The 21,816-nt window shown below is 61.9% G+C and carries 15 protein-coding genes and 2 pseudogenes; 6 read left to right on the forward strand and 11 right to left on the reverse strand.

The features are described 5' to 3' along the window. Window positions 1–34 precede the first annotated feature (34 nt). From AC5ZG5_RS11745 to AC5ZG5_RS11780, 8 genes and pseudogenes are all read right to left on the reverse strand, one after another. Window positions 35–342, reverse strand: a pseudogene (locus AC5ZG5_RS11745) (YbaN family protein). Window positions 343–456: 114 nt separating this feature from the next. Then, the gene (locus AC5ZG5_RS11750; protein WP_456641962.1) at window positions 457–1,452 is read right to left on the reverse strand and encodes an FAD:protein FMN transferase; all 996 of its coding nucleotides are present in this window, start codon (window positions 1,450–1,452) and stop codon (window positions 457–459) included. A 10-nt stretch (window positions 1,453–1,462) separates the two neighbouring features. After that, window positions 1,463–2,014, reverse strand: coding sequence for a nitrous oxide reductase accessory protein NosL (locus AC5ZG5_RS11755; RefSeq protein WP_456641963.1), 552 nt, complete (start codon window positions 2,012–2,014; stop codon window positions 1,463–1,465). Beyond that, window positions 2,011–2,844, reverse strand: coding sequence for an ABC transporter permease (locus AC5ZG5_RS11760; RefSeq protein WP_456641964.1), 834 nt, complete (start codon window positions 2,842–2,844; stop codon window positions 2,011–2,013). Before AC5ZG5_RS11760 ends, AC5ZG5_RS11755 begins: the two co-directional genes overlap by 4 nt. Continuing rightward, on the reverse strand, window positions 2,841–3,758 hold the full coding sequence (locus AC5ZG5_RS11765; RefSeq protein ID WP_456641965.1) for an ABC transporter ATP-binding protein: 918 nt from the start codon (window positions 3,756–3,758) through the stop codon (window positions 2,841–2,843). The genes AC5ZG5_RS11760 and AC5ZG5_RS11765 overlap by 4 nt, the downstream gene beginning before the upstream one ends. Further along, the gene (locus AC5ZG5_RS11770) at window positions 3,755–5,152 is read right to left on the reverse strand and encodes a nitrous oxide reductase family maturation protein NosD (RefSeq protein WP_456641966.1); all 1,398 of its coding nucleotides are present in this window, start codon (window positions 5,150–5,152) and stop codon (window positions 3,755–3,757) included. Before AC5ZG5_RS11770 ends, AC5ZG5_RS11765 begins: the two co-directional genes overlap by 4 nt. After that, a complete protein-coding gene (nosZ, locus tag AC5ZG5_RS11775) occupies window positions 5,152–7,098 on the reverse strand; it encodes a TAT-dependent nitrous-oxide reductase (protein WP_456641967.1) in 1,947 nt (648 codons plus the stop codon). Before nosZ ends, AC5ZG5_RS11770 begins: the two co-directional genes overlap by 1 nt. Then, window positions 7,091–9,357: pseudogene (locus AC5ZG5_RS11780) on the reverse strand (4Fe-4S binding protein). The gene nosZ and the pseudogene AC5ZG5_RS11780 overlap by 8 nt, the downstream one beginning before the upstream one ends. Before the next feature lie 193 nt (window positions 9,358–9,550). Between AC5ZG5_RS11780 and AC5ZG5_RS11785 the strand changes: the two are divergent. Next, window positions 9,551–10,447, forward strand: a complete 897-nt coding sequence (locus tag AC5ZG5_RS11785; protein WP_456641968.1) for a ferritin-like domain-containing protein — start codon at window positions 9,551–9,553, stop codon at window positions 10,445–10,447. Between the two features lie 66 nt (window positions 10,448–10,513). Here AC5ZG5_RS11785 and AC5ZG5_RS11790 read toward each other — a convergent pair whose 3' ends face one another. Both AC5ZG5_RS11790 and AC5ZG5_RS11795 read right to left on the reverse strand, forming a co-directional pair. Continuing rightward, window positions 10,514–11,272 carry a slipin family protein gene (locus AC5ZG5_RS11790; protein WP_456641969.1) on the reverse strand — a complete coding sequence of 253 codons (759 nt, stop codon included), beginning with the start codon at window positions 11,270–11,272 and terminating at the stop codon, window positions 10,514–10,516. Continuing rightward, on the reverse strand, window positions 11,269–12,666 hold the full coding sequence (locus AC5ZG5_RS11795; protein ID WP_130223815.1) for an NfeD family protein: 1,398 nt from the start codon (window positions 12,664–12,666) through the stop codon (window positions 11,269–11,271). The genes AC5ZG5_RS11790 and AC5ZG5_RS11795 overlap by 4 nt, the downstream gene beginning before the upstream one ends. Before the next feature lie 387 nt (window positions 12,667–13,053). On the opposite strand from AC5ZG5_RS11795, the gene AC5ZG5_RS11800 reads away from it, so the two are divergent. The 4 genes from AC5ZG5_RS11800 (at window position 13,054) to AC5ZG5_RS11815 (ending at window position 19,649) form a co-directional block, all read left to right on the forward strand. Beyond that, a complete protein-coding gene (locus AC5ZG5_RS11800; RefSeq protein ID WP_456641970.1) occupies window positions 13,054–15,819 on the forward strand; it encodes an ATP-binding protein in 2,766 nt (921 codons plus the stop codon). A gap of 161 nt (window positions 15,820–15,980) precedes the next feature. Further along, window positions 15,981–17,306: an FAD-dependent oxidoreductase gene (locus AC5ZG5_RS11805; RefSeq protein ID WP_456641971.1), complete on the forward strand. Its 1,326-nt coding sequence runs from the start codon at window positions 15,981–15,983 to the stop codon at window positions 17,304–17,306. Next, the gene (locus AC5ZG5_RS11810) at window positions 17,299–18,063 is read left to right on the forward strand and encodes an enoyl-CoA hydratase/isomerase family protein (protein WP_456641972.1); all 765 of its coding nucleotides are present in this window, start codon (window positions 17,299–17,301) and stop codon (window positions 18,061–18,063) included. Before AC5ZG5_RS11805 ends, AC5ZG5_RS11810 begins: the two co-directional genes overlap by 8 nt. Then, window positions 18,060–19,649 carry an acyl CoA:acetate/3-ketoacid CoA transferase gene (locus tag AC5ZG5_RS11815; protein WP_456641973.1) on the forward strand — a complete coding sequence of 530 codons (1,590 nt, stop codon included), beginning with the start codon at window positions 18,060–18,062 and terminating at the stop codon, window positions 19,647–19,649. Before AC5ZG5_RS11810 ends, AC5ZG5_RS11815 begins: the two co-directional genes overlap by 4 nt. Window positions 19,650–19,676: 27 nt before the next feature. Here AC5ZG5_RS11815 and AC5ZG5_RS11820 read toward each other — a convergent pair whose 3' ends face one another. Then, window positions 19,677–20,357 (reverse strand): GntR family transcriptional regulator, encoded by a 681-nt coding sequence (locus AC5ZG5_RS11820; RefSeq protein ID WP_130223905.1) that lies wholly within the window; start codon window positions 20,355–20,357, stop codon window positions 19,677–19,679. A gap of 247 nt (window positions 20,358–20,604) precedes the next feature. Here AC5ZG5_RS11820 and AC5ZG5_RS11825 point away from each other — a divergent pair, with 247 nt between their 5' ends. Then, the gene (locus AC5ZG5_RS11825; protein ID WP_456641974.1) at window positions 20,605–21,783 is read left to right on the forward strand and encodes an ABC transporter substrate-binding protein; all 1,179 of its coding nucleotides are present in this window, start codon (window positions 20,605–20,607) and stop codon (window positions 21,781–21,783) included. Window positions 21,784–21,816: the final 33 nt, after the last annotated feature.

Below are 21,816 nucleotides of genomic sequence, written 5' to 3' on the forward strand. Positions count from 1 at the left end.
TGCTTGGGGGAGCGCCGCGACCAGCCTGTTCAAGTCAAGCCGATGGTCTGGTGAAAACGTAGACCAGACTGGTAAGCATCAGCACTCCGACGCTTGCCATCTCATGCCGGCAAGCGCCAGCAGCTTCGCCCTCAGGGGGATCGCGCCGTGCTCATGCCACGCACGCAGGGCTGGCCCGAAGCGGGGATGGGAGAGAAGCCAATTCTCGAGCCGCGGTGAGGATCGTGCGAAGCAGGTCGTGGCAAGGATGAGGAACGGCGTTGTCGGGAGCACCGGCAGGAGTGCTCCGACAAAACCGGTGGCGACGAAAATAAAGCCAAGAACAAGATAAACGCGACGCATCAGCCGCAACCACCATGCAAGAGCGAGGGCTTGTGACGGATGCCGAGCTTATCATAGTTCCAGATCGGCGGCGCGACCGAGGTGAAAGGGCTGGCCGTCTTCTGGTGCGTTGTCTTACGCGACCAGATCAGACGCATATCCGCGCGCATCGATGAGATGTACCCGTTCGATCCTCGCGGGCATAAGCAGTGATCGGATGCGCGGCTCCGTCATGAAGCTGAAGGCGGTGGACATCGCATCGGCGGCAGTCGCATCGGCGGCGATGGTGGTCACACTGCGGTAGCGTCCGGCGCAGCCGCCGCTCGACGGGTCGAACAGGTGGTTGAAGCGACCATCGGCGTCGAAACAGAAGCCATAGCTGCCCGATGTCGATACCGCGCGGTCGACGATCGGAATGACCGTCGCTGTGACCCCTACCGAATCGGGGTCGGCAATCCCGATTTCCCAAGGCTGTCCATCCGGACGCGGTCCGATGGCGCGGCTCTCGCCCATGTCGACGAGACTGCGCGCGATACCTTGCGCGCGCAGGAGGTCGACGATCCTGTCTGTGACATAGCCTTGCGCGATGCCGTTCAAAGTGATCGCGGCCCCGCGCGGCATCGCAATGCGGTCGCGGCTGACGTGAAGCCAGCGGTAGCCCACATTTGCGAGGGCGAGCTGCACATCGGCCGGGGCAGGGCCGTTGGGATCGGCGTGGGCGCGCGAGAAGTGATCGGCATAGAGGCGCCACAACGGCTGCACGGTCGGATCGAACGCCCCGTTGGTCAGCTCCGCATAACGCAGGGAGATTTCCAGGAGATCCACGAGTTCGGCAGGAGGATCGACCAGCACGCCCGTCCGGTTCAGCTCGACCAGGGCGGAGTCTTCCCGGTAGAGGCTGAACAGTCGCTCGAGCCGTCGCGCTTCCGAAGAGGCTACAGCGATCAGGCGTTCCGCTTCATGCGGGTGCTCGTGATGGATCTTCAAGGTGGCGGTGGTGCCGAGCATCGTGCCGCGCCAGGTGACGAGGTTGGTGTCCGCCTTTGCCCCGCGTCCGAAAGGGGCGAGAGAAAGGCCTGCCGCCGCGGCGCTGATACGGATGAAGCGGCGGCGCGATAAAATCTCGGCCATGAACTCCTCCTCAGTTTGTCGAGCCCGGCGCGGCCGTCTTGTCATCCGTCGATGCGCTGGACTCGTTCGATCCCAGCACATAATCCCGCGGCACCTCGCTGAAGCCAACGATGTGCCCGCCATTTTCGGCGACAAACTTTTCGGCGGCGCCCCGCTCCGAGAACGGCACGGCTTCGAGGCCGCCCATCCCGCTCTTGACGCGGCTGCCGATCACGAACAGCGCCTTTCGCGCCTCGACCCAATTATCCGCGCCGGGCTTGTCCCAGCTCGCCGCCTTCGCCATGTCGGAGACATAGATGGCCTGGATGTCCTTGGGTTCGTCCGGCAGCATCGTGAAGGCGATGGCATCGCGCGCCGAGGAGAACCAGACCGGCTCGATCAGGCTGGCTACCAGGATCTGCCCCTTTGGCCCCGGATGCTCGAGCACGTTCATGCCGCAATAACGGCCGATCGCCTCTGGCGTCATCGCGTGCGGCAGCGGTAGCGCGGACTGCTGTTTTTCGTTGCAGCCTGTGAGCAGTAACAGCGCGAGCAGCGCATCGACAATAGCAATACGCTTCACAGCTCCCTCCGGGAGAACGACAGGCTTGCGGCCGTCAGTGGAATGAGCGTCCACAGCGCGAGCGCCGCCACAAGGACGTGGACGGGCAACGTCGCGCTGCCGGCAAGCCCCGCCATGCCCGAGAACGCGCTGACATTGGCAAAGCCGGTCAAATTGAGGAGTCTGTAGATGTCGGTCGGATTGAGGAGGAGCAAGGTGTTGAGAACGGGGCCCGACATGTTCTGGCCCCTGTCCAGGACGAGGACGCCGAGCAACGCCATGTCGTAGACCAGCACGAGCAACAGCCACAGGCCGATACAGACACCAGCGGCGGTGCCGCGGTCGCGCACCTGCGCGCTGACCCAATAACCGATTGCGATGAAGACCGCTCCCAGCAGCACGGAGGAGCCGATCATTGCGATGAACGCTGCCAGCCCCTCGCGATCCATGTCACTGCCTGTCGCCAACAAGGCAGCGACCGCGGCCCCATAGCCGAGACTGGTCGCGAAGGCGAGCACGGCGAGATGTCCGCAGAATTTCCCGATCAGCACCTGCCAGCGAGCGACTGGGTAGCTCAGGAGTAGGAGCATGGTGCCACGTTCCATGTCCCCGACGATGGCATCGTGCGAGATCAGAAGCGCAATCAGTGGCACCAGGAAGATCGTAAGACTAGAAAGGCTGACGATGATCACGTCGAGCGGACGTGCGCCCACATTGCTGCCGCTTGGCGCGCTGCCAAGGAAGGTCAACGACAGCGCCAGGGCGGCCAGCAGCAGCGTTGCAGCAAGCACCCAGCGGTTGCGAACGGCCTGGCGGATTTCCTTGGCCATAATGGTGAGAACGGCATTCATCGCTGCCCCTCCGCCGATCGCAGGAAATGCGCGTAGAGTTCGTCGAGGTTCGGCGACGTCACGTCGAGATCCTCGACCGAGGTGTCGGTTGCAGTAACGCGGCGCAATAGTTCGATCTTTTGCTCCGGTGCCGCATCGATCTCGACAACGTGGCCGTTGAGCCGCCGGTGCGGAGCGGATGCGGGTAGCCAGGCCGGTATCTCGCCGGAAGCAAGGCCGGATATTTTCAGCCGGATCCGGGTCGGCAGTTGCGCCAGCCGCCTCAGCTCATCGAGCGAGCCATCGGCGACCTTGACCCCGCGGTTCATGATGATCACGCGTCCCGCCCGTTCCTCCAGCTCCGTCAGCGCATGCGAGCAGAGCAGAACCGTGGTGCCTTCGGCTGCAAGCCGCTGGATCGCGTCATAGAAGGTCTGGCGCAGTTCCGGATCGAGACCGGTGGTCGGTTCGTCGAGCAGCAGCAATTGCGGCCGTCCGATCAGCGCTTGCGCCAGCCCGAGGCGCTGGCGCATGCCTTTCGAATATGTGCCGACCCGCCGGTCCGCGGCTGCGCCGAGCCCGACGACATCAAGCAGGTGCTCCGCCTTTGCGATCGGCTCCTGCTTCAGCCGAGCATAGAACCGCTGCGTCTCGCGGCCAGTCAACGTTGCATCGAAGGAAACGTTTTCCGGCAGGTAGCCAAGCCGGCGCCGTGCCGAAAACTGACCAGCGGCGGGATCCTCGCCCAGAACCCGGATCGTGCCGTGCGTCGGGTGAATCAAACCCAGCATCAGTTTCATCAGCGTGGTCTTGCCGGCACCGTTGTGGCCGATCAAGGCGACCATTTCGCCTTGGCCAAGCTCGAACGAGGCGCCCGACACCGCATTGATGCGCCCATACCGTTTGCTGACGTCCGTTATTCGTACCGTGCTCATGGCCGAATTCCTTCCGCAAGCTTGCGGCGCGCTGGCGGCGACATCAGCGGGTGATTGTCGACGACGCCACCCGGCAGCAGCGCGGGAAATTGTCGCTGCGCCCACCGGATCACCTGGACGGCGGGACTGTTGATCAGAACTTTGGCCGCAGGCGCGGTCCACAACACCCGGTCGATCAGGTCGTTGGGCCGATACGCCGTATCGGCAATGCCGTCGCCGTTGAGATCGAAGGCCGGATTGTCGCTCCAGTAATTACCGCGCCCGCCTTTCGACCAGTCGAGATAGCGCGTGCCGACATATTTGACCTGGTTGACGTTGTTGACGAACGCATTGCCGGTGATGGCGGTGCCTTCGGAACCTGCGGTGAAATGCACGCCGATTTCGCAGCCTTCGAACCAGTTGTTCTCAAGCCGATTGTTGTTGGTGTTGTAGATGAATACACATTTTTCCGGGCCCAGGCGTGGAGCCTTGGTCTGGCTCACCTGCGCGGTGGTGCCGGCGTCCGCTTGCGAAATGCCTTCTTCCGCGCGGCTGTCGGAAGTCGCCCAGCGCTCGGCCGGCTGCAATCCGCCGATCACGGCATTCCCGAGGATTTTCGAACCGTTCGCAGCGTTGAACAGCATGCCTCGATCGCGATCGTGGTCGGAAACGTTGTCCCGAACGACGAGCCGGTTCGAGAACATGAATGCGAAGCCGATGGTGTTCCCGGTCGAAACGTTGTTGGTGACCTCGCCGTCATTGGCGTACATGTAGTGGATCGCCAAGCGCAGGTTGCTGAAGCGGTTGCCGCTGAACACATTGTTGCGGCTCGATATGACGAAGATGCCGTCGCGCCCATAGCGGACTTCGTTGTCGATCACCTTGGCCCCGGGGGCATTCCACACCGACACGCCGTTGCCGGCCTCGCTGATGCGGATCTGGCGCAAGCCGGCAATGCGGTTGTGGCGAACCACGGCATCGGGAGCTCCGTGGACATAGACGCCGAACAGATTGTCCTCGAGAAGATTGTCCTCGATGACGGCGTCGCGCGCGGATTGCTCGACAAAAATGCCGGAGTCCATCGTCTCGAGCGAACGCCCGGAGCCGCGCACTTCAAGGCCGCGCACCACGGCGCCGGGGGCGGTGACCGTCACGACGCTGCCCTGGCGAGATCCCGCGATGACAGCTCCGGTTTCGCCGGCAAATGTAATACGGCGGGCGATCCGCAGCGGTCCGCGATAGGTGCCGGCGGAGAGGCGCACTTCATCACCGTCCACCGCCTGGTCGAGCACCGCCTGCACGTCGCTGACGTCTGGCGCAATCGCAAGCTGCGCTGCTGATGCCTGCACGATAAGGCTGGCGGCGGCAAGCGCCGCCAGCCCGAAGCACGCCATATGGTGTGCTGTCCGCTCCATCATGCGTTTCGCGGGTGCACGAACATGCGCCCGCGCATTTCCATGTGCATGGCGTGACAGAACCAGGTGCAGAAGTACCAGTACACGCCGGGCTTGTCGGCGACGAACGTCACCGACGACGTCTGCTGCGGGTCGATCTCCATGTTGACGCCATAGTTGACGATGCAGAAGCCGTGGGTCAGGTCCTCGACGTCATCGATATTGGTGATGTAGACGGTCACCTCATCGCCTTGCTGGACGTCGAATTTGTCGAGCGCGAAAGCGGGCGCAGCAGAGTACATGTAGACCCGCACCTTGTTGCCGTCGCGGACGACTTTGGCGTCGCTTTCGAGCTTGACGCCGTCGGCGACCGCCTGCTTGCGCGCGTCCTCGAAGAACGGGTCGTCGCGTTTCCAGATGCTGAGAACGCGGCCGTCGAGCTTCGAGCGATGAATGATCACCGCGTCATGCGGCTCGGCGAAACTCGGGCCGTCATGGACGAGGCGCATGCGGTCCCCCGAAATGTCGATAAGCTGATCGTTCTCCGGCTTGAGCGGACCGACGTTGAGGAAGCGGTCCTTGGAGAACTTGTTCAGCGACAGCAGCCATTTTCCGTCGGCCTCTTTGGTCTCGCCCATCGAGGAATGGTTGTGACCCGGCTGGTACTGCACGTCGAGTTTCTGGATGATCGGGTTGACCTTCTCGCCCTTGAACGCTCGTTTGGCTTGATCGATGTTCCACTTAGCCACCTGGCTGTCGAGAAACAGAGTCGTATAAGCGTTGCCTCTGCCATCGAAGGCCGTATGCAGCGGTCCGAGTCCGAGTTCGGGCTCGGCGACCACGACATCGCGCGGCTTGATCTTGTCGTCGAACAGCTGATCGAGCAGGCGGACGTCCAAGACGCTTACCGTCGGGGCCAGTTTGCCGTTGGCGACGACGTGAATCCCGTCGGGCGCGGCGTTCAATCCGTGCGGGCTGTTGGAGACGGGAACGTAGCGCGTGTAAGGCGAACCATGCCGCCCATCGATCACGGGCACGCCATTCATCTCCTTGTAGTCGCCCTTCTTGACGGCCTCCTCGATCCGCTTGATGTTGAAGACGGTGACCCAGTCCTGCTCGCTTGCGGTCATTTCGGCCAGCGTCACGCCCTTCTCGGAGTTGTAGCAGGTCGCGAACGCATATTTGCCCTGGTAGTCGGCGTCGGTGTTGTCGAGGTTGCCGTCAACCATCACCTGCCACGCGATCTTCATCGTGTCGCCGTCAACGGCGGTGAAGATCGACCAGTATTTGCTTTTGTCGTCCAGCACCTTGCCGTCGTTTGGCAGCGGCACCTCGTACTCGCCGTTACAGAACACATATCCGGCGCGCGGATATCTCTGCAGGCGCATGCCGTGGATCGTGTACTGGTTGGGAATCTCGATGATCTTGTCGCACTTCATGATGTCGGTGCGAATGCGAGCCAGGCGGGTATTTGCCTTGTCGTTGATGAAGACGTAGCGGCCGTCATAAGTCCCGTCCGTGAACGACTTATGCGGATGATGGCAATCGCCGTTCATCCAGATGCCGAGACGGTCTTTCAGCCGCTCGCGGGTCTCCGGCATCAGACCCTCGGTCATGATCTTGCGGCTTTCGTTGGTCTGGCCCCAACCAGTCGCGCTGCAGCGGTTGAACACGGGAATGCGCATCAATTCGCGCATCGAGGGCATGCCGACGATGCGGACTTCGCCGGTCTGACCGCTGGAAAAGAACGTGTAATATTCGTCGAGCTCGCCTGGCGCGATCTCCGACTTCAGGCCACCGGCGCGCGCCGGTGCTGCCTTGGTCTGTGCCGCAGCCGGCTCGGGTGCAAGACCCCTGCCGATGCTCAGTCCACCGGCGATGCCGGCAGCGCCGATCGCTGCTGTTCCCACCATCTGACGACGGCTGATCGCCGTCGACTTGTCATCGTCATGTTTCTCACTAGCCATGTTCGTCTCCTTTGTGTGAACGGCTGGTTGGAGCTTGTGAGTGCGCGGCGGCGAGCACCGGCTTTCCGGCATGCGTGATGACGTCTTCGGTCCGCTTCCGCCCGCGCGCATCGAGGGCGATGACATGGCCTGGAACTTCTCGCGCTTGAGCCGCACTTGGATCATGTGCGGGCAGCGCTGGTCGTCGTAGTAGAGCTCCTGGCAGTGCATGCAGTAGATGCACTCGTTGACGTTGATGTGCCCTTCGGGATGGATCGATTGCACCGGACAATCCTTGGCGCAGCGCTGGCAGGGCGAGCCGCACTCTTTCCAGCGGCGCAGCCACTCGAAGGTCCGGATGCGTCCGGGGATCGCAAGTGCAGCGCCGAGCGGGCAGAGGTAGCGGCAGAAGAAGCGTTCGATGAACAGGCCGATGAAGAGCAGGGCGCCCGCATAGGCGACAAACGGCCAGCCGCGCGCGAATTTCAGGATGATCGCCGTCTTGAACGGTTCGACTTCCGCGAAGGTCTCTGCAAGCGCAACGGAGTAGAGCGACAGACCGAACACGGCGAGGAAGATGATGTACTTGATCGGCCAGAGACGTTCGTGAAGGCCCCAGGGCACCGTGATCTGCGGTACCTTGAGCCATTTCGCGACCGTGTTGGTCAGCTCCTGCAGCGCGCCGAACGGGCACAGCCATCCGCAGAACGGACCGCGTCCCCAGAACAGAAGCGCGGCAGCGGTTGCCGACCAGAGAATAAAGATCAGCGGTGCGGCGAGAAAGAACTCCCAGTGAAAGCCCGTCACCAGCGCGCTGGTGAAGGTCACCACGTTGACCACGGAGAGCTGCGCGTTGGCGTACCAGCCAAGCCAGATCAGCACAAAGGCGAGATAACCCCGGCGAACCCACGTGTAGAGCGTCGGTCGTCGTACCAGGATGTTCTGAAAGAAGAAGATGGCGGTCAGTGCAATCAACGCTATCGCCGTGATCGCGATCGAGGCCGGCTGCGAGCGCCAAATTCGCATCCATAGCGGCTCTTCGCCGTCATCCGCCGGCAGGGACACCTGTGCGCTGGGAGCAGAGGTCTGCGCCGCGGGCGTGCTAGACGGCACCGTCACCGCGCGCTGCTCGGATCGCAGGTAGCGATCGGGCAGATTGTAGTCGAGATCGAAGGTGAGAAACGCTTTGTCGCGGCTGCCGACGTTCCTCTGCACGAGCAGTTGCAGTTCCCAGGGCTGGACCGGGTCGAGCGTGAATTCGGGCGGCGTGACGAACAATCCGATTTCGTGGAGATCCGGTGCACCGTCGGCGGCAAGCGCGCCCAGGCGCATATGATTCCGGTCGCGGAAGCGGGTGCTGGAGCCTTCCTGAAGGATCTCGACGCGGTCGAAAATGCCGCCGCGCACATAAGCCGAACCCTTGAAAGAATAGAGGCCTTCGCCGGCGATCATGATCGCCTGCTGTCCCGGTTGCAGGCGCTCCTTCAGCCTCTCATAACCATCGTCGCCAAGCAGGCTGCGACCGATCGTCGGGGCGCTGGCAAGCGCGACATAGAGATCGATGAAGGTATCGCCAGCGTCGCCTGCTTCTGGGTTCTGTGCGGCGGCCGCATTTCCTGATTTGGCGAACGCTTCATTGACCTCGCCGATCGTCAGGTGCAGCCGCCGCACCGAGCCGTCGCCGACAAGGCTGGCCCAGTCGCGAATCTCGCTCTTTCCGAGGTCAAGCGTCTTGGTGACGGGCGGCAATGCCGCCGCCGCGGCGGCGCTTCCGCCGCCAATTCGTCCGGTTCGGATCAGCCGTACCGCGGAGCGTACGATGCTGTCGCCCATGACCAGCACGGTCACGGTCGCGCCGCTGACGATGTCGACCTGCGGCGGCCGTTCCGAGCCTTGCGCGATCGGCCTCATATCCTTGCCGATCAGGCCGTTCACGGCGGCGACGATGCGCGGCTCAGGAATTCCGATCAGGACGATCGGCTCCTTGTGGTCGACGAGCCTCAGGCCTCTGACGATGCCATCAGTATCGATGCCGACCAGGATGTGAATCGGCTTGCCGGAATAGCCGATCGAATTGGCGAAATCCGAGTTGAGATAGACAAAGCCCTGCAGTTGGTCGCCGCGAGAGATGGGGACGATCGGCGGGTCTCCTTGCGGCGGACCAAATCGATCCGCACCTGTGAAGAAGTCGCCGGGGTGGATTTTTGGCAGATAGGTGGCGAGATCGCTCGCGGCGAGGGCCGCGCGTGTCCAGAAGATGATGCCGACGGCGACAATCACGGCCAGCGCGAGTGCGGCCGCTCGTCGGGGGCCATGACACGCTGAACTGGAACAAGGGGGCGTCGGCGCTGACAACCCTAAAGGGATCCCCGATCCAACCACCGAAAGTTTGACTCCTGTTCAGACCGGCTGTCTAGTCGTAACCGAGACAAGCGAGTTTGTTCTGGATCAAACACAGCTATGCAGGTGGCTCATGCTGCTGACGCGAGCATTGCTTTTGAAAGACGAGCCGGCGGGAACCTTGCAGTCGCTGGATGAGCTGTTCGCGCTTGCCAATGCGATGGAGCAGGAGGCCGCGGATCGCTATTCGGAGCTTGCCGAAGAGATGCGGGCGCAGGACAGAGATGATCTTGCAGCAGTCTTCGCGCAGCTTGCGGCCGCCGAGCGGGAGCATGTCGATAGTGTGACACGCTGGTCGCTGTCGCGCCGTGGCAAGGCGCCTGATCCGGCACTCGTACGCTGGGATGCGCCGGAGACTTTCGATGCCGAGACCATGGCGGAGATCAAGGCGTCGCGGCTGACGACACCTTATCGAGCCCTGGCGATGGCGGTGCGCAATGAAGAGCGCGCATTTGCCTTCTGGTCTTATGTCGCGGCCTTCACCGCCGATCCCGAGATCAGGAAGGCCGCCGAAGCCATGGCACGGGAGGAGCTTGCGCATGTGGCGACCCTGCGCAAGGAACGCCGCAGCGCCTATCACCTTGAGCACAAGGAGCGCGCGGGCGAGGGGGCCACTGACGCGGCAGCTCGCGTGGATGCCGGCGCATTGGAAACTCGTCTGGCTGTGCGGCTTGCGGACCTCGAGGCGCGACTCCTAGCACGTTCGCAGAGCCGCGCTCGCGAGCTTCGCGAAGAGGCCGAACTGATGTCGGCCCGCGCCGCCGGATTCGGATCCTTTCCTCCGGCGCTGCTGCAGGCAACTGATGCCCAGGCCATCGCCGAGGCTCTGTCCGACGCCTATCTCGACGGTGCCGAACGCTCGGACGATCCGGCGCGTCTTGAGCTTCTGCAGATGCTGGCCGAGCGTGCCATCGCCCGGCTTGCCTGGCTGCGCAGCCTGGAGCCTGCCGTCGAGCCTAAAGCGCGATGATCTTGGGAAACAATCATCCTCGCGCTTGCCTCACACGATCGGTACCCCATCAGGAAAACGGCCAGATCACGCTGACTCCCGCCGAGTAAGGTGGTCAAACAGATTCATCGGGAGCGGAAAGACCACGGTCGAGGACCGTTCGCCCGCGATGTCGTGCAGTGCTGCGAAATAGCGTAGCTGCATCGCCTGCGGCTCCTGGGCGAGGATCCGGCCGGCCTCGACGAGCTTTTCGGCGGCTTGCTGCTCGCCCATCGCATTGATCACTTTGGCGCGCCGCAGCCGTTCCGCTTCGGCCTGCTTGGCGATTGCGCGCACCATGGTTTCGTTGATATCGACATCCTTGATCTCGATTCCAGTCACCTTGATGCCCCATATGTCGGTCTGCTTGTCGAGGATCTCCTGGATGTCGGCGTTTAACCTGTCGCGTTCTGCCAGCATCTCGTCGAGTTCGTGCTTGCCGAGGACCGAGCGCAGCGTGGTTTGTGCGAGTTGGCTGGTCGCGGCCATGTAATCGCCGACCTTGATGATCGCGCGCTCAGGATCGACGATGCGAAAGTAGAGAACGGCATTGACCTTGACCGAGACGTTGTCGCGCGAAATCACGTCCTGGGGCGGCACGACCTGCACCATCACTCTGAGATCCACCTTCACGAGTTGCTGCACGGCCGGAATGAGGATGATGAGGCCCGGGCCCTTCACTCCGGTGAAACGGCCGAGCGTGAAGATGACGCCGCGCTCATATTCCCGCAGGATGCGAATGGCCTGGGTCAAGAAAAGGATGACGACCAGCACAAGCGCTGCATAGGTCAAGTAATCAAGCATCATGATTTCCCTCCTTCGCCGGTCCGGACTGGCGCGCGCCGCACCACCAGCGTCAGATCGACGATGTTGGCGACCTCAACCATCTCACCCGGCCTGAAGGTTTCGGTGCCGCGTGCTTGCCATCGCTCGCCGTGCGTGAAGACATGACCTTCATTCTCGGACCAATCGAGGACCTTGGCGGACAGGCCTCGCATGGCTTGCGCGCCGACCCGCACGGGACCGGTGCGAGCGCGCCGAAGCGAGCCGAGCACGACGAGAACAAAGCCGATGAACGTCGCCGTCACGACGGCGATGAGCCACCACGAGAGTCGGTAGCCGGGCGCTTCGACCCTGAAGAGCATGACCGCTCCCAGTACAAAGGCGATGACTCCGCCGAGCCCGATCACGACCGTCGGGTTGAAGGCCTCGAAGGCAAGAAGCGCGATCCCGACCAGCATCAAGGCGAGGCCGGCGTAGCTGATCGGCAGCAAATTGAGGGCGTAAAGGCCCAGCAGCAGGCAGATCGTGCCGACGACTCCGGGGGCGACCGTGCCGGGGGACATGAATTCGAAGATGAGCCCGTAGACGCCAACCATCAGGAGAATGAACGCGACGTTGGGATCAGTGATGACCGCCAGGAACCGGGAGATCCATCCGGGATCGATTATTTCGACGACCGCGTCTTTCGTCGCCAGACGTTGTGTCTTGCCACTTGCAACCTCGACGACGCGACCATCGACCTTCGCGAGCAGTTCGGCCGGATCGCGTGCGATGAGATCGATGACATGGTCCTGCAACGCGCCGTTGGCGGAGAGGGTCGCGGCCTCGCGCACCGCCTTCTCGGCCCAGTCAGCATTGTGGCCGCGCAGTTCGGCGAGGCTGCGGATGAGGGCGACGGCATCATTCGTCACCTTTGCCGTCATCGCATCCTTTGGCTCGGGCTGGTGGTCGCTATCCTTCTTGTCTTTGCCGTCCTTGTCCGGAGTACCGCCCGGCAGGCCCGGTATCGGACCGCCAATCTGTACTGGCGTCGCGGCACCGATATTGGTGCCCGGCGCCATTGCCGCGATATGGGTCGCGTAGAGAATATAGGTCCCGGCGCTTGCGGCATGGGCTCCGGAGGGAGCTACGTAACCTACGACAGGAACGGGCGAAGCGATCACATCCGAGATGATCTCGCGCATGCTGGTGGTGAGACCGCCCGGTGTATTCAGACGCAGAATGACAATGTCCGCGCGTCGTTCGGATGCCTTGGCCAGAGCGTCCTTCACGTAACTTGCCGACGCCGGTCCGATAGCCCCGTCGAGCGAAATGGTCAGTGCAAGACTGCGGTTCTCCTCCGCTAAGCCGGGAAGGAGGGAGACAACCAGAGCGACGATTGCGATCGCCGCAACGAGGGCCGCCTTTACGGTCTGCACGGCAAGGACTCCCTTGTCGAAGATATGGGGTTCCGTCCAGGAACCTCAATGGCCGTGGACCACGTACACGGATCCGTTGTGCGGTGCGATAGCTAGGGTCGACGTATGCGCCGCGCGCGGAGTTCTCATCAGGCGCCTGCTTCCGTTCTTGAAAAGGCTGAACCGATCCGGTGCGGCAGACTGCAGGCGAAGCAGTCCTCAATTGGTTCTCGCCTGGGTTGGTTTCTTTCGACTGGGCTGATGATAGGCTGGTCGCCTGGGTGGAAATTTACCAACTGCTTGGGGCTTCTCTAAATGACGGCCGCATCAGGCCTGCGCCCCATCTATGCATGCGCGGGATGGGAAATCGATCTTGCCAGACGGGAATTGCGCTCTCAGGGAGTGCCCGTGCCGTTGGGTGGACGGGCCTTTGAGATCATTGCGGAATTGGTCCAGGCAGAAGGCGAACTGGTTTCCAAGAGTGATTTGACCAAGCGGGTCTGGCGAGGGGTATTCGTCGAGGAGGGCGCGCTTCGTGTGCACATCGCGGCGATCCGCAAGGCCCTCGGTCCCGATCGCGACATGCTGGCCACGACGGTCGGCCGGGGATATCGCCTTCTGGGATCATGGCAGATCCGGCATGTCGATGCGCCGGCTCAGCCGGCTGCGCCCGAACTGTCGCCGTCTACCAACATTCCGGCCGCGACATTCAATCTCATCGGTCGCGCTACGGCGATCGCTCACCTGTGGGAGCTCCTGTCTGCGTATCGAGTGGTGAGTCTCGTCGGACCCGGCGGGATCGGCAAGACAGCGCTGGCGCTACAGGCGGCCAGATCGCCGCCGGCCGGAATGACGGCCGACCGGTTCCTCATCGAACTGGCCTCGCTTTCGAATCCCGAACTCGTGCCTTCAGCGGTTGCCGGCGTGCTCGGTATCAAACTGGAAGGCGAAGATATCTGCGCAGAGGCCATCGCGCGTGCCATCGGAGCGCGGCAATTGCTGGTCGTTTTCGACAATTGCGAGCATGTCATTGGTGCCGTAGCCAAGCTGACGGAGACGATCGTCAGCCGCTGCCCCGGCACCACCACTATCGCGACCAGCCGCGAGGCCCTGCGCATCGATGGCGAACATGTCTATCGCGTGCCTCCACTGGAAGTGCCGCCTGAGCCTCTGCTTGCACCGGACGCTATCTTTGAACACACCGCAGTCGAACTGTTCATGACCAGGGCGAAGGCGCAGGGTTCTAGCTTCGAGCGCGACGAGGAGAATCTTGGCGCCATTGCCGCTATTTGCCGCCGGCTCGACGGCATTCCGCTCGCCATTGAGTTTGCCGCGGCACGCGCGGCGATGCTTGGCCCGCCCAAGATCGCGGCGCTTCTGGACGACAGATTTAAGTTCCTCACGACGGGCCGGCGCACTGCGCTGCCCCGGCAGCAAACGCTGCGCGCGACGCTCGACTGGAGCTATGACCTGCTGCCGGAGGCGGAGGCGCGGGTCCTGCGGCGGCTCGGCATCTTCGCCGGCGATTTCCTGCTCGACGCAGTGATTGCGGTTGCCGGCGATCACGAGAGGGACGAAGTCACCGACCACCTCGCCAATCTGGTCGCAAAATCCCTTGCCGTCGCCGACATTCGTGGCGACCGGCCGCACTACCGCCTGCTGGATACGACGCGCGCTTACGCGCTGGAAAAGCTGCATGGCTCAGGGGAATATTTCGATGCAGCGCGCCGTCACGCGCAATATTATCGCGTTTTCTTCGCCAATGCAGAAGCCGAAAGCGAGCTGAAGCCGCAGGCGGAGTGGCTTGCCATTTACGGCCGGCATATCGACAACGTGCGTGCCAGCCTTGATTGGGCATTCTCCCCCAGCGGCGATGCGCAGACTGGCGTGGCATTGACCGCGGCCGCGGTGCCGCTCTGGGTACAACTGTCGCTGCTCGCGGAGTGCCGCGAGCGCACCGGGTTGGCGCTGGCAAGGATCGATGAAGGTTGCCCGGAAGCATTGCGCCTGCGCATGCAGCTTTCGGCCGCACACGCCTGGTCGCTGATGTATGGCGTCGGTAGGGCCCGCGAGGCCGGTCCCGCCTGGGCCTTGGCGTTGCAACTCGCAGAGCAACTCGGCGACGCCGATTATTTGCTGCGCGCGCTGTGGGGACTGTGCATCGATCAGTTCAACAACGGAGAATTTCGCAAGGCGCTGGAGTTTGCGCACCGCTTCGCCGAAATCGCAGGTGGCTCGAGCAACTCCGTCGACCTGATGATGGCCGATCGGCTGCTGGCTACCACGCTGCACTACCTCGGCGACCAGAACCTCGCGCATCATTACATCACGCGGACCTTGTCGCGCCTTTCGGATCTATCGCCAAAGCCGCAGGTGATCCGCTTTCGCTTCGACCTAAGAGTATCGGCGCACTATTTCCAGGCTCGCATCCTGTGGCTCATGGGGCTAGCCGACCAGGCCTTGCGCGTGGTCGAACACAACATCGAGGAAGGCCGAGCGAGCGGCCACGCGCTGACGTTCTGCAGCGTGCTGGGGCAGGGCGCCTGCCCGATCACTTTCCTTGCCGGCGACCTCGATGCGGCGGAACGCTACTGTGCACTGTTGATCGAGCATACCGAGCGGCACCCGATCCGCCTGTGGAATTTGTGGGCCCGCGCCTTCAGAGGCATGGTGATGGCTAAGCGCGGCGGCGTTGCCACGGGATTGCCGGTGCTGCGGAAAGCGCTCGAGCTGGCGGGCGAGGCGCGGTTTTTGCCGCGCTTCCTGCTTCCTCTTGGCGAATTGGCGATCTGTCTCGGCGAGGCAGGCGACGTCGCGCAGGGGCTTATTGCCGTCAATGAGGCGCTTGCGCGTTGCGAGGCGAGGGAAGAGCAATGGTACCAGGCCGAGCTGTTGCGCATCAAAGGCGAGCTGCTGCTCCACGCCGGTGAACGTCGTTCGCTTGTCGCCGCCGAGCAGTCCTTCGACAAGTCGCTCCAGGTGGCGCGCAGCCAGGGCGCGCTGTTTTGGGAGTTGAGGACGGCAATCAGTTTTGCGCGATTGAGAGCCACCCAGGACCGTCCTGCCAACGCGCACCACATCCTTGCCTCCGTGTACGGAAAGTTCACCGAGGGGTTCGAGATTTCGGACCTGAGAAGCGCAAAAGCAATGATGGCGCAGTTTTCCACCGAGTGAGCCGCGAGCTGCGGCCCACGTCGTCCAAGTCGTGTCACCGCCCGCGTGTCGCCATGCGCGACCTTTTCTGAATTTCCCGGTTTTTGCATTCGCGCGTCTTGCAACGGCCGGGCCATTGAGATATTTGTAATACATCACTACTATACTAAAAGGAATGAAGGTTGGACGCTCGCGGTTCCATTCGAGTTGATAGCGATGTCTTGATTGTCGGGGGCGGAGCAGCCGGTGTTGCGGCAGCTATCGCCTCGGCGCGCAAGGGGCTGAGCGTTACGCTGGTCGAGCGCTACGGATTCTGTGGCGGCGGTGCCGTCGCCGGGCTCTCGGGCACTGTCTGCGGTCTTTACGAAGCGACAAACAATGTTGCGGCGGGCCCGCAACAGGTCGTTTTCGGCTTTGCCGACGAGTTTTGCCGTCGGCTTGAGGCGATGGGAGGGTTGGGCGAGCCATTGCTCTACGGCAAGACATGGGCTCGCGTCCACGATCCGCTGGTGTGGCGTGAGGCTGCCGACGCGATGCTGCGGGAGGCAGGCGTTCGCGTCATCTTCCATGCCGTCGCCCAGTCCGTGCGAATGGAAGGCGACAAGGTCGAAGGACTTGGCATCTGGACCAAGCAGGGGCCGGTGGATGCACGCGCGAAGGTCGTGATCGACGCGAGCGGCGATGCCGACGTGGTCGCGATGGCGGGACTGCCGAGTTTCATCGGCGACAACGGAGCGGTGCAAAATCCGACGATGATCTTCCGTATGATGGGAGTCGATGTCGACCGCTTTGTCGGCGAATACGGCGTGGACACGATCATGCCGGAGAAGGTCTCCGCGATGATCCGAGCCAAGCATAATGCCGGCGACTACAAGCTCCCACGCGCCAAGATCTGGTTGTTTCCTACCACTCGTCCGGGAGAGCTACTGTGCAATTGCACGCGCGTGATCGGGCCCGATGGCCGAGAGCTGAACACGCTTTCTTACCAGGACTTTACCGACGCGGAAATCGAAGGTCGGCTGCAGGCTCGTGAATATGCGCGCTTCTTCCGTGACAATCTGGTCGGTTGCGAGAGCGCTTTCCTGAATGATACCGGCGTTCAGGTCGGCGTGCGCCAGACCCGCCAGGTGTCGGGCGTGAAGACGCTCGCGAATTCAGACGTCGTTCGAGGCGCCAAGTTCGCCGACGGCATCGCCGTGTCGCCCTGGCCGATCGAGTTGCACTCGGGAGACAAACCCAGGGTGGAGTGGCTGCTGAACGACTATTACGAAGTGCCTTACGGATGCTTCGTTCCCGAGCGTGGCGAGGCGCTGCTGGTCGCGGGTCGGTGCTTGTCGGCAGAACATGAGGCCGTGGCCTCGGCACGCGTGACCGCGCAATGCTTTTCCTATGGTCACGCAATAGGTCTCGCCGCGGCGATTGCAGTTCGCGAGAACGTGCTGCCCCGCGCTATCGACGGCAAGGACGTCAGGGCTGCGGTCAACGCGGACGGCGCGCGCATTGGATGAGGACAATCCCGAAATGATCAAGTTTGAAATCAATGGGGCGATTGCGATCGTCACAATAAATCGTCCTGAGCGCCGCAATGCGTTGGGGTCGCAGTTGATGCGAGAGCTCGGGGAGGCGCTATCCGGTGCCGAACAGAACCATGCGGTAAGGGCGGTCGTGTTGACCGGTGCGGCGCCGGCATTCTGCGCCGGGAGCGACCTGAAGGAACTGGCTGGTCTATCGATAGCGGATATGTGCAAGCATGAGTCGGAGACGGCTGCATTCGCGCGTGCCATTGGTTATCGCGCAAAGCCGGTCATCGCCGCGGTGGAGGGGTATGCACTTGGCGGCGGCTTTATCCTTGCCGCATCCTGCGACATCGTCGTCAGTGCCTCCACGGCGCGCTGGCATTTGCCCGAGGCGCCAAACGGCTGGCTGCCCCCTTGGGGGCTGGCAGCGCTGCTGGCGCGAACTGGACCCGTTCGAGCGCGCCGTTTGACCTGGGGTGCTGCGCCGATCGACGGTGTCGAAGCGGCTCGTATTGGACTGGTTGACGATGTGGTCGAGCCGGGTGCGGCGCTCGAGCATGCGATCAGTGTGGCCGACGGGCTCGCCGCGGTGCCACGGGAAGCGATCGCGTCCACCAAGCGATTCTTTGAACCATTCATCATGGCGGATGCGGAGCGCCTGGATGAAGTCGCATCCAGGGAGTTCGCGTTGAATTGCGAAACGCCGAGCTCGCGCAAGACCTTCGAACGTTTCATGGTGAAAGCGTGAGCAAGATTGTTGATGCCGCGACCGCGGTCGCTTCGATCCCGGATGGATCCACTGTCGGCTGCGTCGGTGTAATCGGCTGGGTGACGCCGGATGCGCTGCTCAGAGCGCTCGGAGAGCGTTTCCGCAAAACGGCGTGTCCGAAAGATCTGACGTTCTATTTCCCTGTCGGGACGGGCGATGCCCAAGGCATCAGGGGAATGGATCACGTCGCGCAAGAAGGCTTGATGAAGCGCATCGTCGGCGGATCCTACATCAATCCGGTCGATCCGACGACGGGCAAGCGCCCGGAGTTGATGCGCTTGATCCGTGAAAACAGAATCGAAGCCTATTCGTGGCCGATCGGAGCGACCATGCATTGGCTTCGCGAAGTTGCGCGTCGTAGCCCCGGTTACATGACACGGATCGGTCTCGGGACCTACATCGATCCCGAAAACGGCGGTGGCAAGTTCACCGAGCGCGCACAAGATGATCTGGTCCGGCGAATCGATTTCGAAGGTCAACCGTATCTGTTCTATCCGACGTGGAAGCTCGACACGGTCTTTGTCTACGCCTCATCGGCGGACGAGGAAGGCAACCTCTCATTCGAGAACGAGGCGCTCGTCTCCTCCAACATCGCGCTGATCCTTGCGGCCAAGGCGCATGGTGGCCGTGTCATAGCTCAGGTGCGCCGAGCGGTACCCCATGGAACGCGGCCCGCTTCGGAGGTGCGGATTCCCGGTATGTTCGTGGACGCCGTCGTGGTCGATCCGTCGATGATGATGACGACTGACGTCAAGTTCGAGCCAGCCTACTTCGGCGGAGAACGGCGTCCCTTGTCGCAGCTCCCGCCCATTCCGATGTCGGCGGACAAGGTCGTTGCGTTGCGTGCAGCGAAAGAAGTCCGCAAGCGAGAACTATCCATCTTCGGCTTCGGGGCTGCCGCCGATGTACCCTTGGTGATGGCCGAGCAGGGGGTGTTCGAGAACGGTGGCCTCAAGGACTACTGGTTCACGACCGAGCACGGTTCCTACGGGGGCATCGTGATGTCCGGTTGGCAGTTCTCAGCCAACCTCAATCCTGATGCGATCTTGGACGGGGTCTACCAGTTCGATGCCATCGACGGCGGTCTTTGCCGGTTTGCAGCGCTGGCCTTTGCCCAATTCGACCGCGGTGGTCTGGTCAACGTTTCCAAATTCGGTGCCGCAAATCCCGGCGCCGGCGGCTTCATCGATATCGCGGAAAACGCAGAGCGGCTGGTGTTCACTGGCACTTTCACCACCGGCGGCCTCGACGTCGCATTCGCAGATGGAAAGCTGTGCATCATCAAAGAGGGTAAGGTACGCAAATTCGTCAACAAGGCCGAACACATTACCTATTCCGTGATCGATGGTGTGAAGCGTGGTCAGACGGCCCGCGTGATCACCGAGCGCGCCGTGTTCGAGATCACGGCCGAAGGCCTGACCCTCACCGAAGTCGCGCCAGGGATCGATGTTCGCCGCGACGTGCTCGATCAGATGGAATTCGCCCCATGGAAGGTGGCGGACGACCTCAAGCTCATGGATGAGGCGTTCTTCCTGGATATACCTCGCCAGGCGAGGGCCAGTTGAAGGTCGCCAAACACTGATTCGATCAGGCTACGCCAGTCCGATCCCGCGCTCGAAGATCTTGCGCGTGTAGCCTTCGATCTGGTCCATCAGGGCCGTAGCGTGGGCAAGCGCCTTCTTCTCGTCCTGCCGTGCGACGGCGCGCGCCCGCTCGGCATGCAGTTTACCCATCGCTTCGAGGTTCTGCAGGTCGGACTCATATTTGTAGTAGAAGCGCCGGGACATCGCGTGGAGCGGTGAGATCGATCGGGCTGCAAAAGGATTGCCCGCCGCCTTCGCGATGAGCTGATTCGCATTGAACACCTCGCGTAGGTATTTTTCCAGATTGCCCTGCTTGCCGGCCGCATCGATTTCGTTGGCCGCCGCAATGAGCCGCTCGCGATCGGTAGCCATGATCCTTCGTGCCGCTCGTGTGGAAATGAAAATCTCAAGTTCCCTGCGGAATTCGATGACGAGCAACTGCTCATGGAGATTGATCTCGGTGATCATCAAGCCGTGCCGCGGCAAGATGCTGACCAGATAGTCTGCCTGCAGGCGCTTGACTGCTTCGCGGACCGGCGTGCGGCCAATCCCGATCTTGTCGGCAAGACCCTCTTCGGACCAGTGGCTCCCAGGAGGAAGCTGCAAGGTGACAATCATCTCTTCCAGGCGTCGATGCGCAGCATCGGCCTGTGATTCTGTTGTGACATCGATCGCAGCTTTCTTACCCATAAGATGTCTAAGCCTTTGCAGTACACCGGGTCGTATTGAAGAACTCGCAAGCACCAGTCAACCGAGCAGCGCCTGATCTATACCGGTTTGTTGTCCGTCGCCGTTCCCGCGACCTTTCTCCGACAGCCTTAGCCGACTGCTCTTCGGTCGCTCGGCATGCGAACGAGGCCGCCAGGCTTGACGCTTGGCCCGTAAGATATTACTAGTACGTTAGTGAGATAATACAAATATCGTCAGGGAGAGAGACGTGCTCGGGTCAAGAGGATTTCTGCTCACAGGATTGATGGCGTGCAGCCTGCTCGCGGCGCCGGCTGTTAGCGCTCAAGATGTCGTCAAGATCGGTCAGATCGAGGCACTAACGGGCGCCACCGCCACCTATGGATGGATGTCGGCGCAAGGCACCAAGGTTGCCGTCGAGGAGATCAATGCCAAGGGCGGCTTCAAGGTCGGCGACAAGACCTACAAGCTCGAATTGATCCAGGCGGATACGCGTGGCGAGCCACGCGAGGCGACGGTTCAGTTTCGCAAGATGATGGAAGACAAGGTTCGCTTCGTCTTCGGTCCATTCCTGACCAATATCTTCAACGCCATTGAACCGATCGCGAACCAGAATAACGGCAAGTTCCTGCTGTTTTCAGGAGCCACATCGGCCCATGCCGCGCTTGGAAAACCGGATCACGACTATCTGTTGCGCACCTGGAATTGGGATGCCGGCTCGGCCGGGTTCGGCCAGTTGATGGTCGACTACCTGAAGAAGCTGAACACCAAGAAGGTGGCGATGCTGTTCCAGAACGATGCCTTCGGTAAGACCGCCGTCGACATCTATACGGGCCTGTTCAAGACTGCCGGCATCGAGCTTCAGGTCGAACTCTTTGAACCGGGCACGAAGGACTTCAGTGCGGTACTTGCGAAGCTCGCCGCCGGGAAGCCCGATATTCTCTTCCCCGGCTATTCGGATGCGGTGCTCTACGACATCGTGCGGCAGGCGACTGAATCCGGTTTCGCGAACCGCTTTTTCCTGGTTCGTGGCTCGATCGGCCCCGCGCTCAAGAACAAGGACGCCATCGCGGACTACGTAGCCTACGTTCCGAAGTACTTCGAGGAAGCGGAAAAGAGCGAGCCGAAGGTCAAGGCGTTCATCGAGAGTTACAGGAAGACTTTCAATCGGGAATTCCCCTATGATCAGGCGCCTCTGTGCTCGTCGTCCTGCTACGACCATGTCTACATGCTCGTCCAGGCGATGCAGAGCGCAGGTACGGTCGACGACATTTCCAAGATCCGGTCCACGTTGCTGGCCATGACTTACGACGGGTTGTGGAAGATCCGATACGACAAAACCGGAGAGGCGGTGTTCGGGTTCGACGTGGTGCATGTGCGCAAGGGCGGTTCGATTGAAATCGTCAAATACGACCCGACCAAAGAATAGCTGAGATTGTCGCACTTCGGCTTTCCCGGAATG

The sequence above is a fragment of the Bradyrhizobium sp. Ses1 genome, from assembly GCF_059512365.1.

Bases quoted from the DNA above. Each gene is read 5' to 3' on its own strand.
- AC5ZG5_RS11750 (WP_456641962.1), bottom strand. From the start codon at position 1,452: ATGGCCGAGATTTTATCGCGCCGCCGCTTCATCCGTATCAGCGCCGCG.
- AC5ZG5_RS11760 (WP_456641964.1), bottom strand. From the start codon at position 2,844: ATGAATGCCGTTCTCACCATTATGGCCAAGGAAATCCGCCAGGCCGTT.
- AC5ZG5_RS11765 (WP_456641965.1), bottom strand. From the start codon at position 3,758: ATGAGCACGGTACGAATAACGGACGTCAGCAAACGGTATGGGCGCATC.
- AC5ZG5_RS11770 (WP_456641966.1), bottom strand. From the start codon at position 5,152: ATGGAGCGGACAGCACACCATATGGCGTGCTTCGGGCTGGCGGCGCTT.
- nosZ (WP_456641967.1), bottom strand. From the start codon at position 7,098: ATGGCTAGTGAGAAACATGACGATGACAAGTCGACGGCGATCAGCCGT.
- AC5ZG5_RS11785 (WP_456641968.1), top strand. From the start codon at position 9,551: ATGCTGCTGACGCGAGCATTGCTTTTGAAAGACGAGCCGGCGGGAACC.
- AC5ZG5_RS11790 (WP_456641969.1), bottom strand. From the start codon at position 11,272: ATGATGCTTGATTACTTGACCTATGCAGCGCTTGTGCTGGTCGTCATC.
- AC5ZG5_RS11820 (WP_130223905.1), bottom strand. From the start codon at position 20,357: ATGGGTAAGAAAGCTGCGATCGATGTCACAACAGAATCACAGGCCGAT.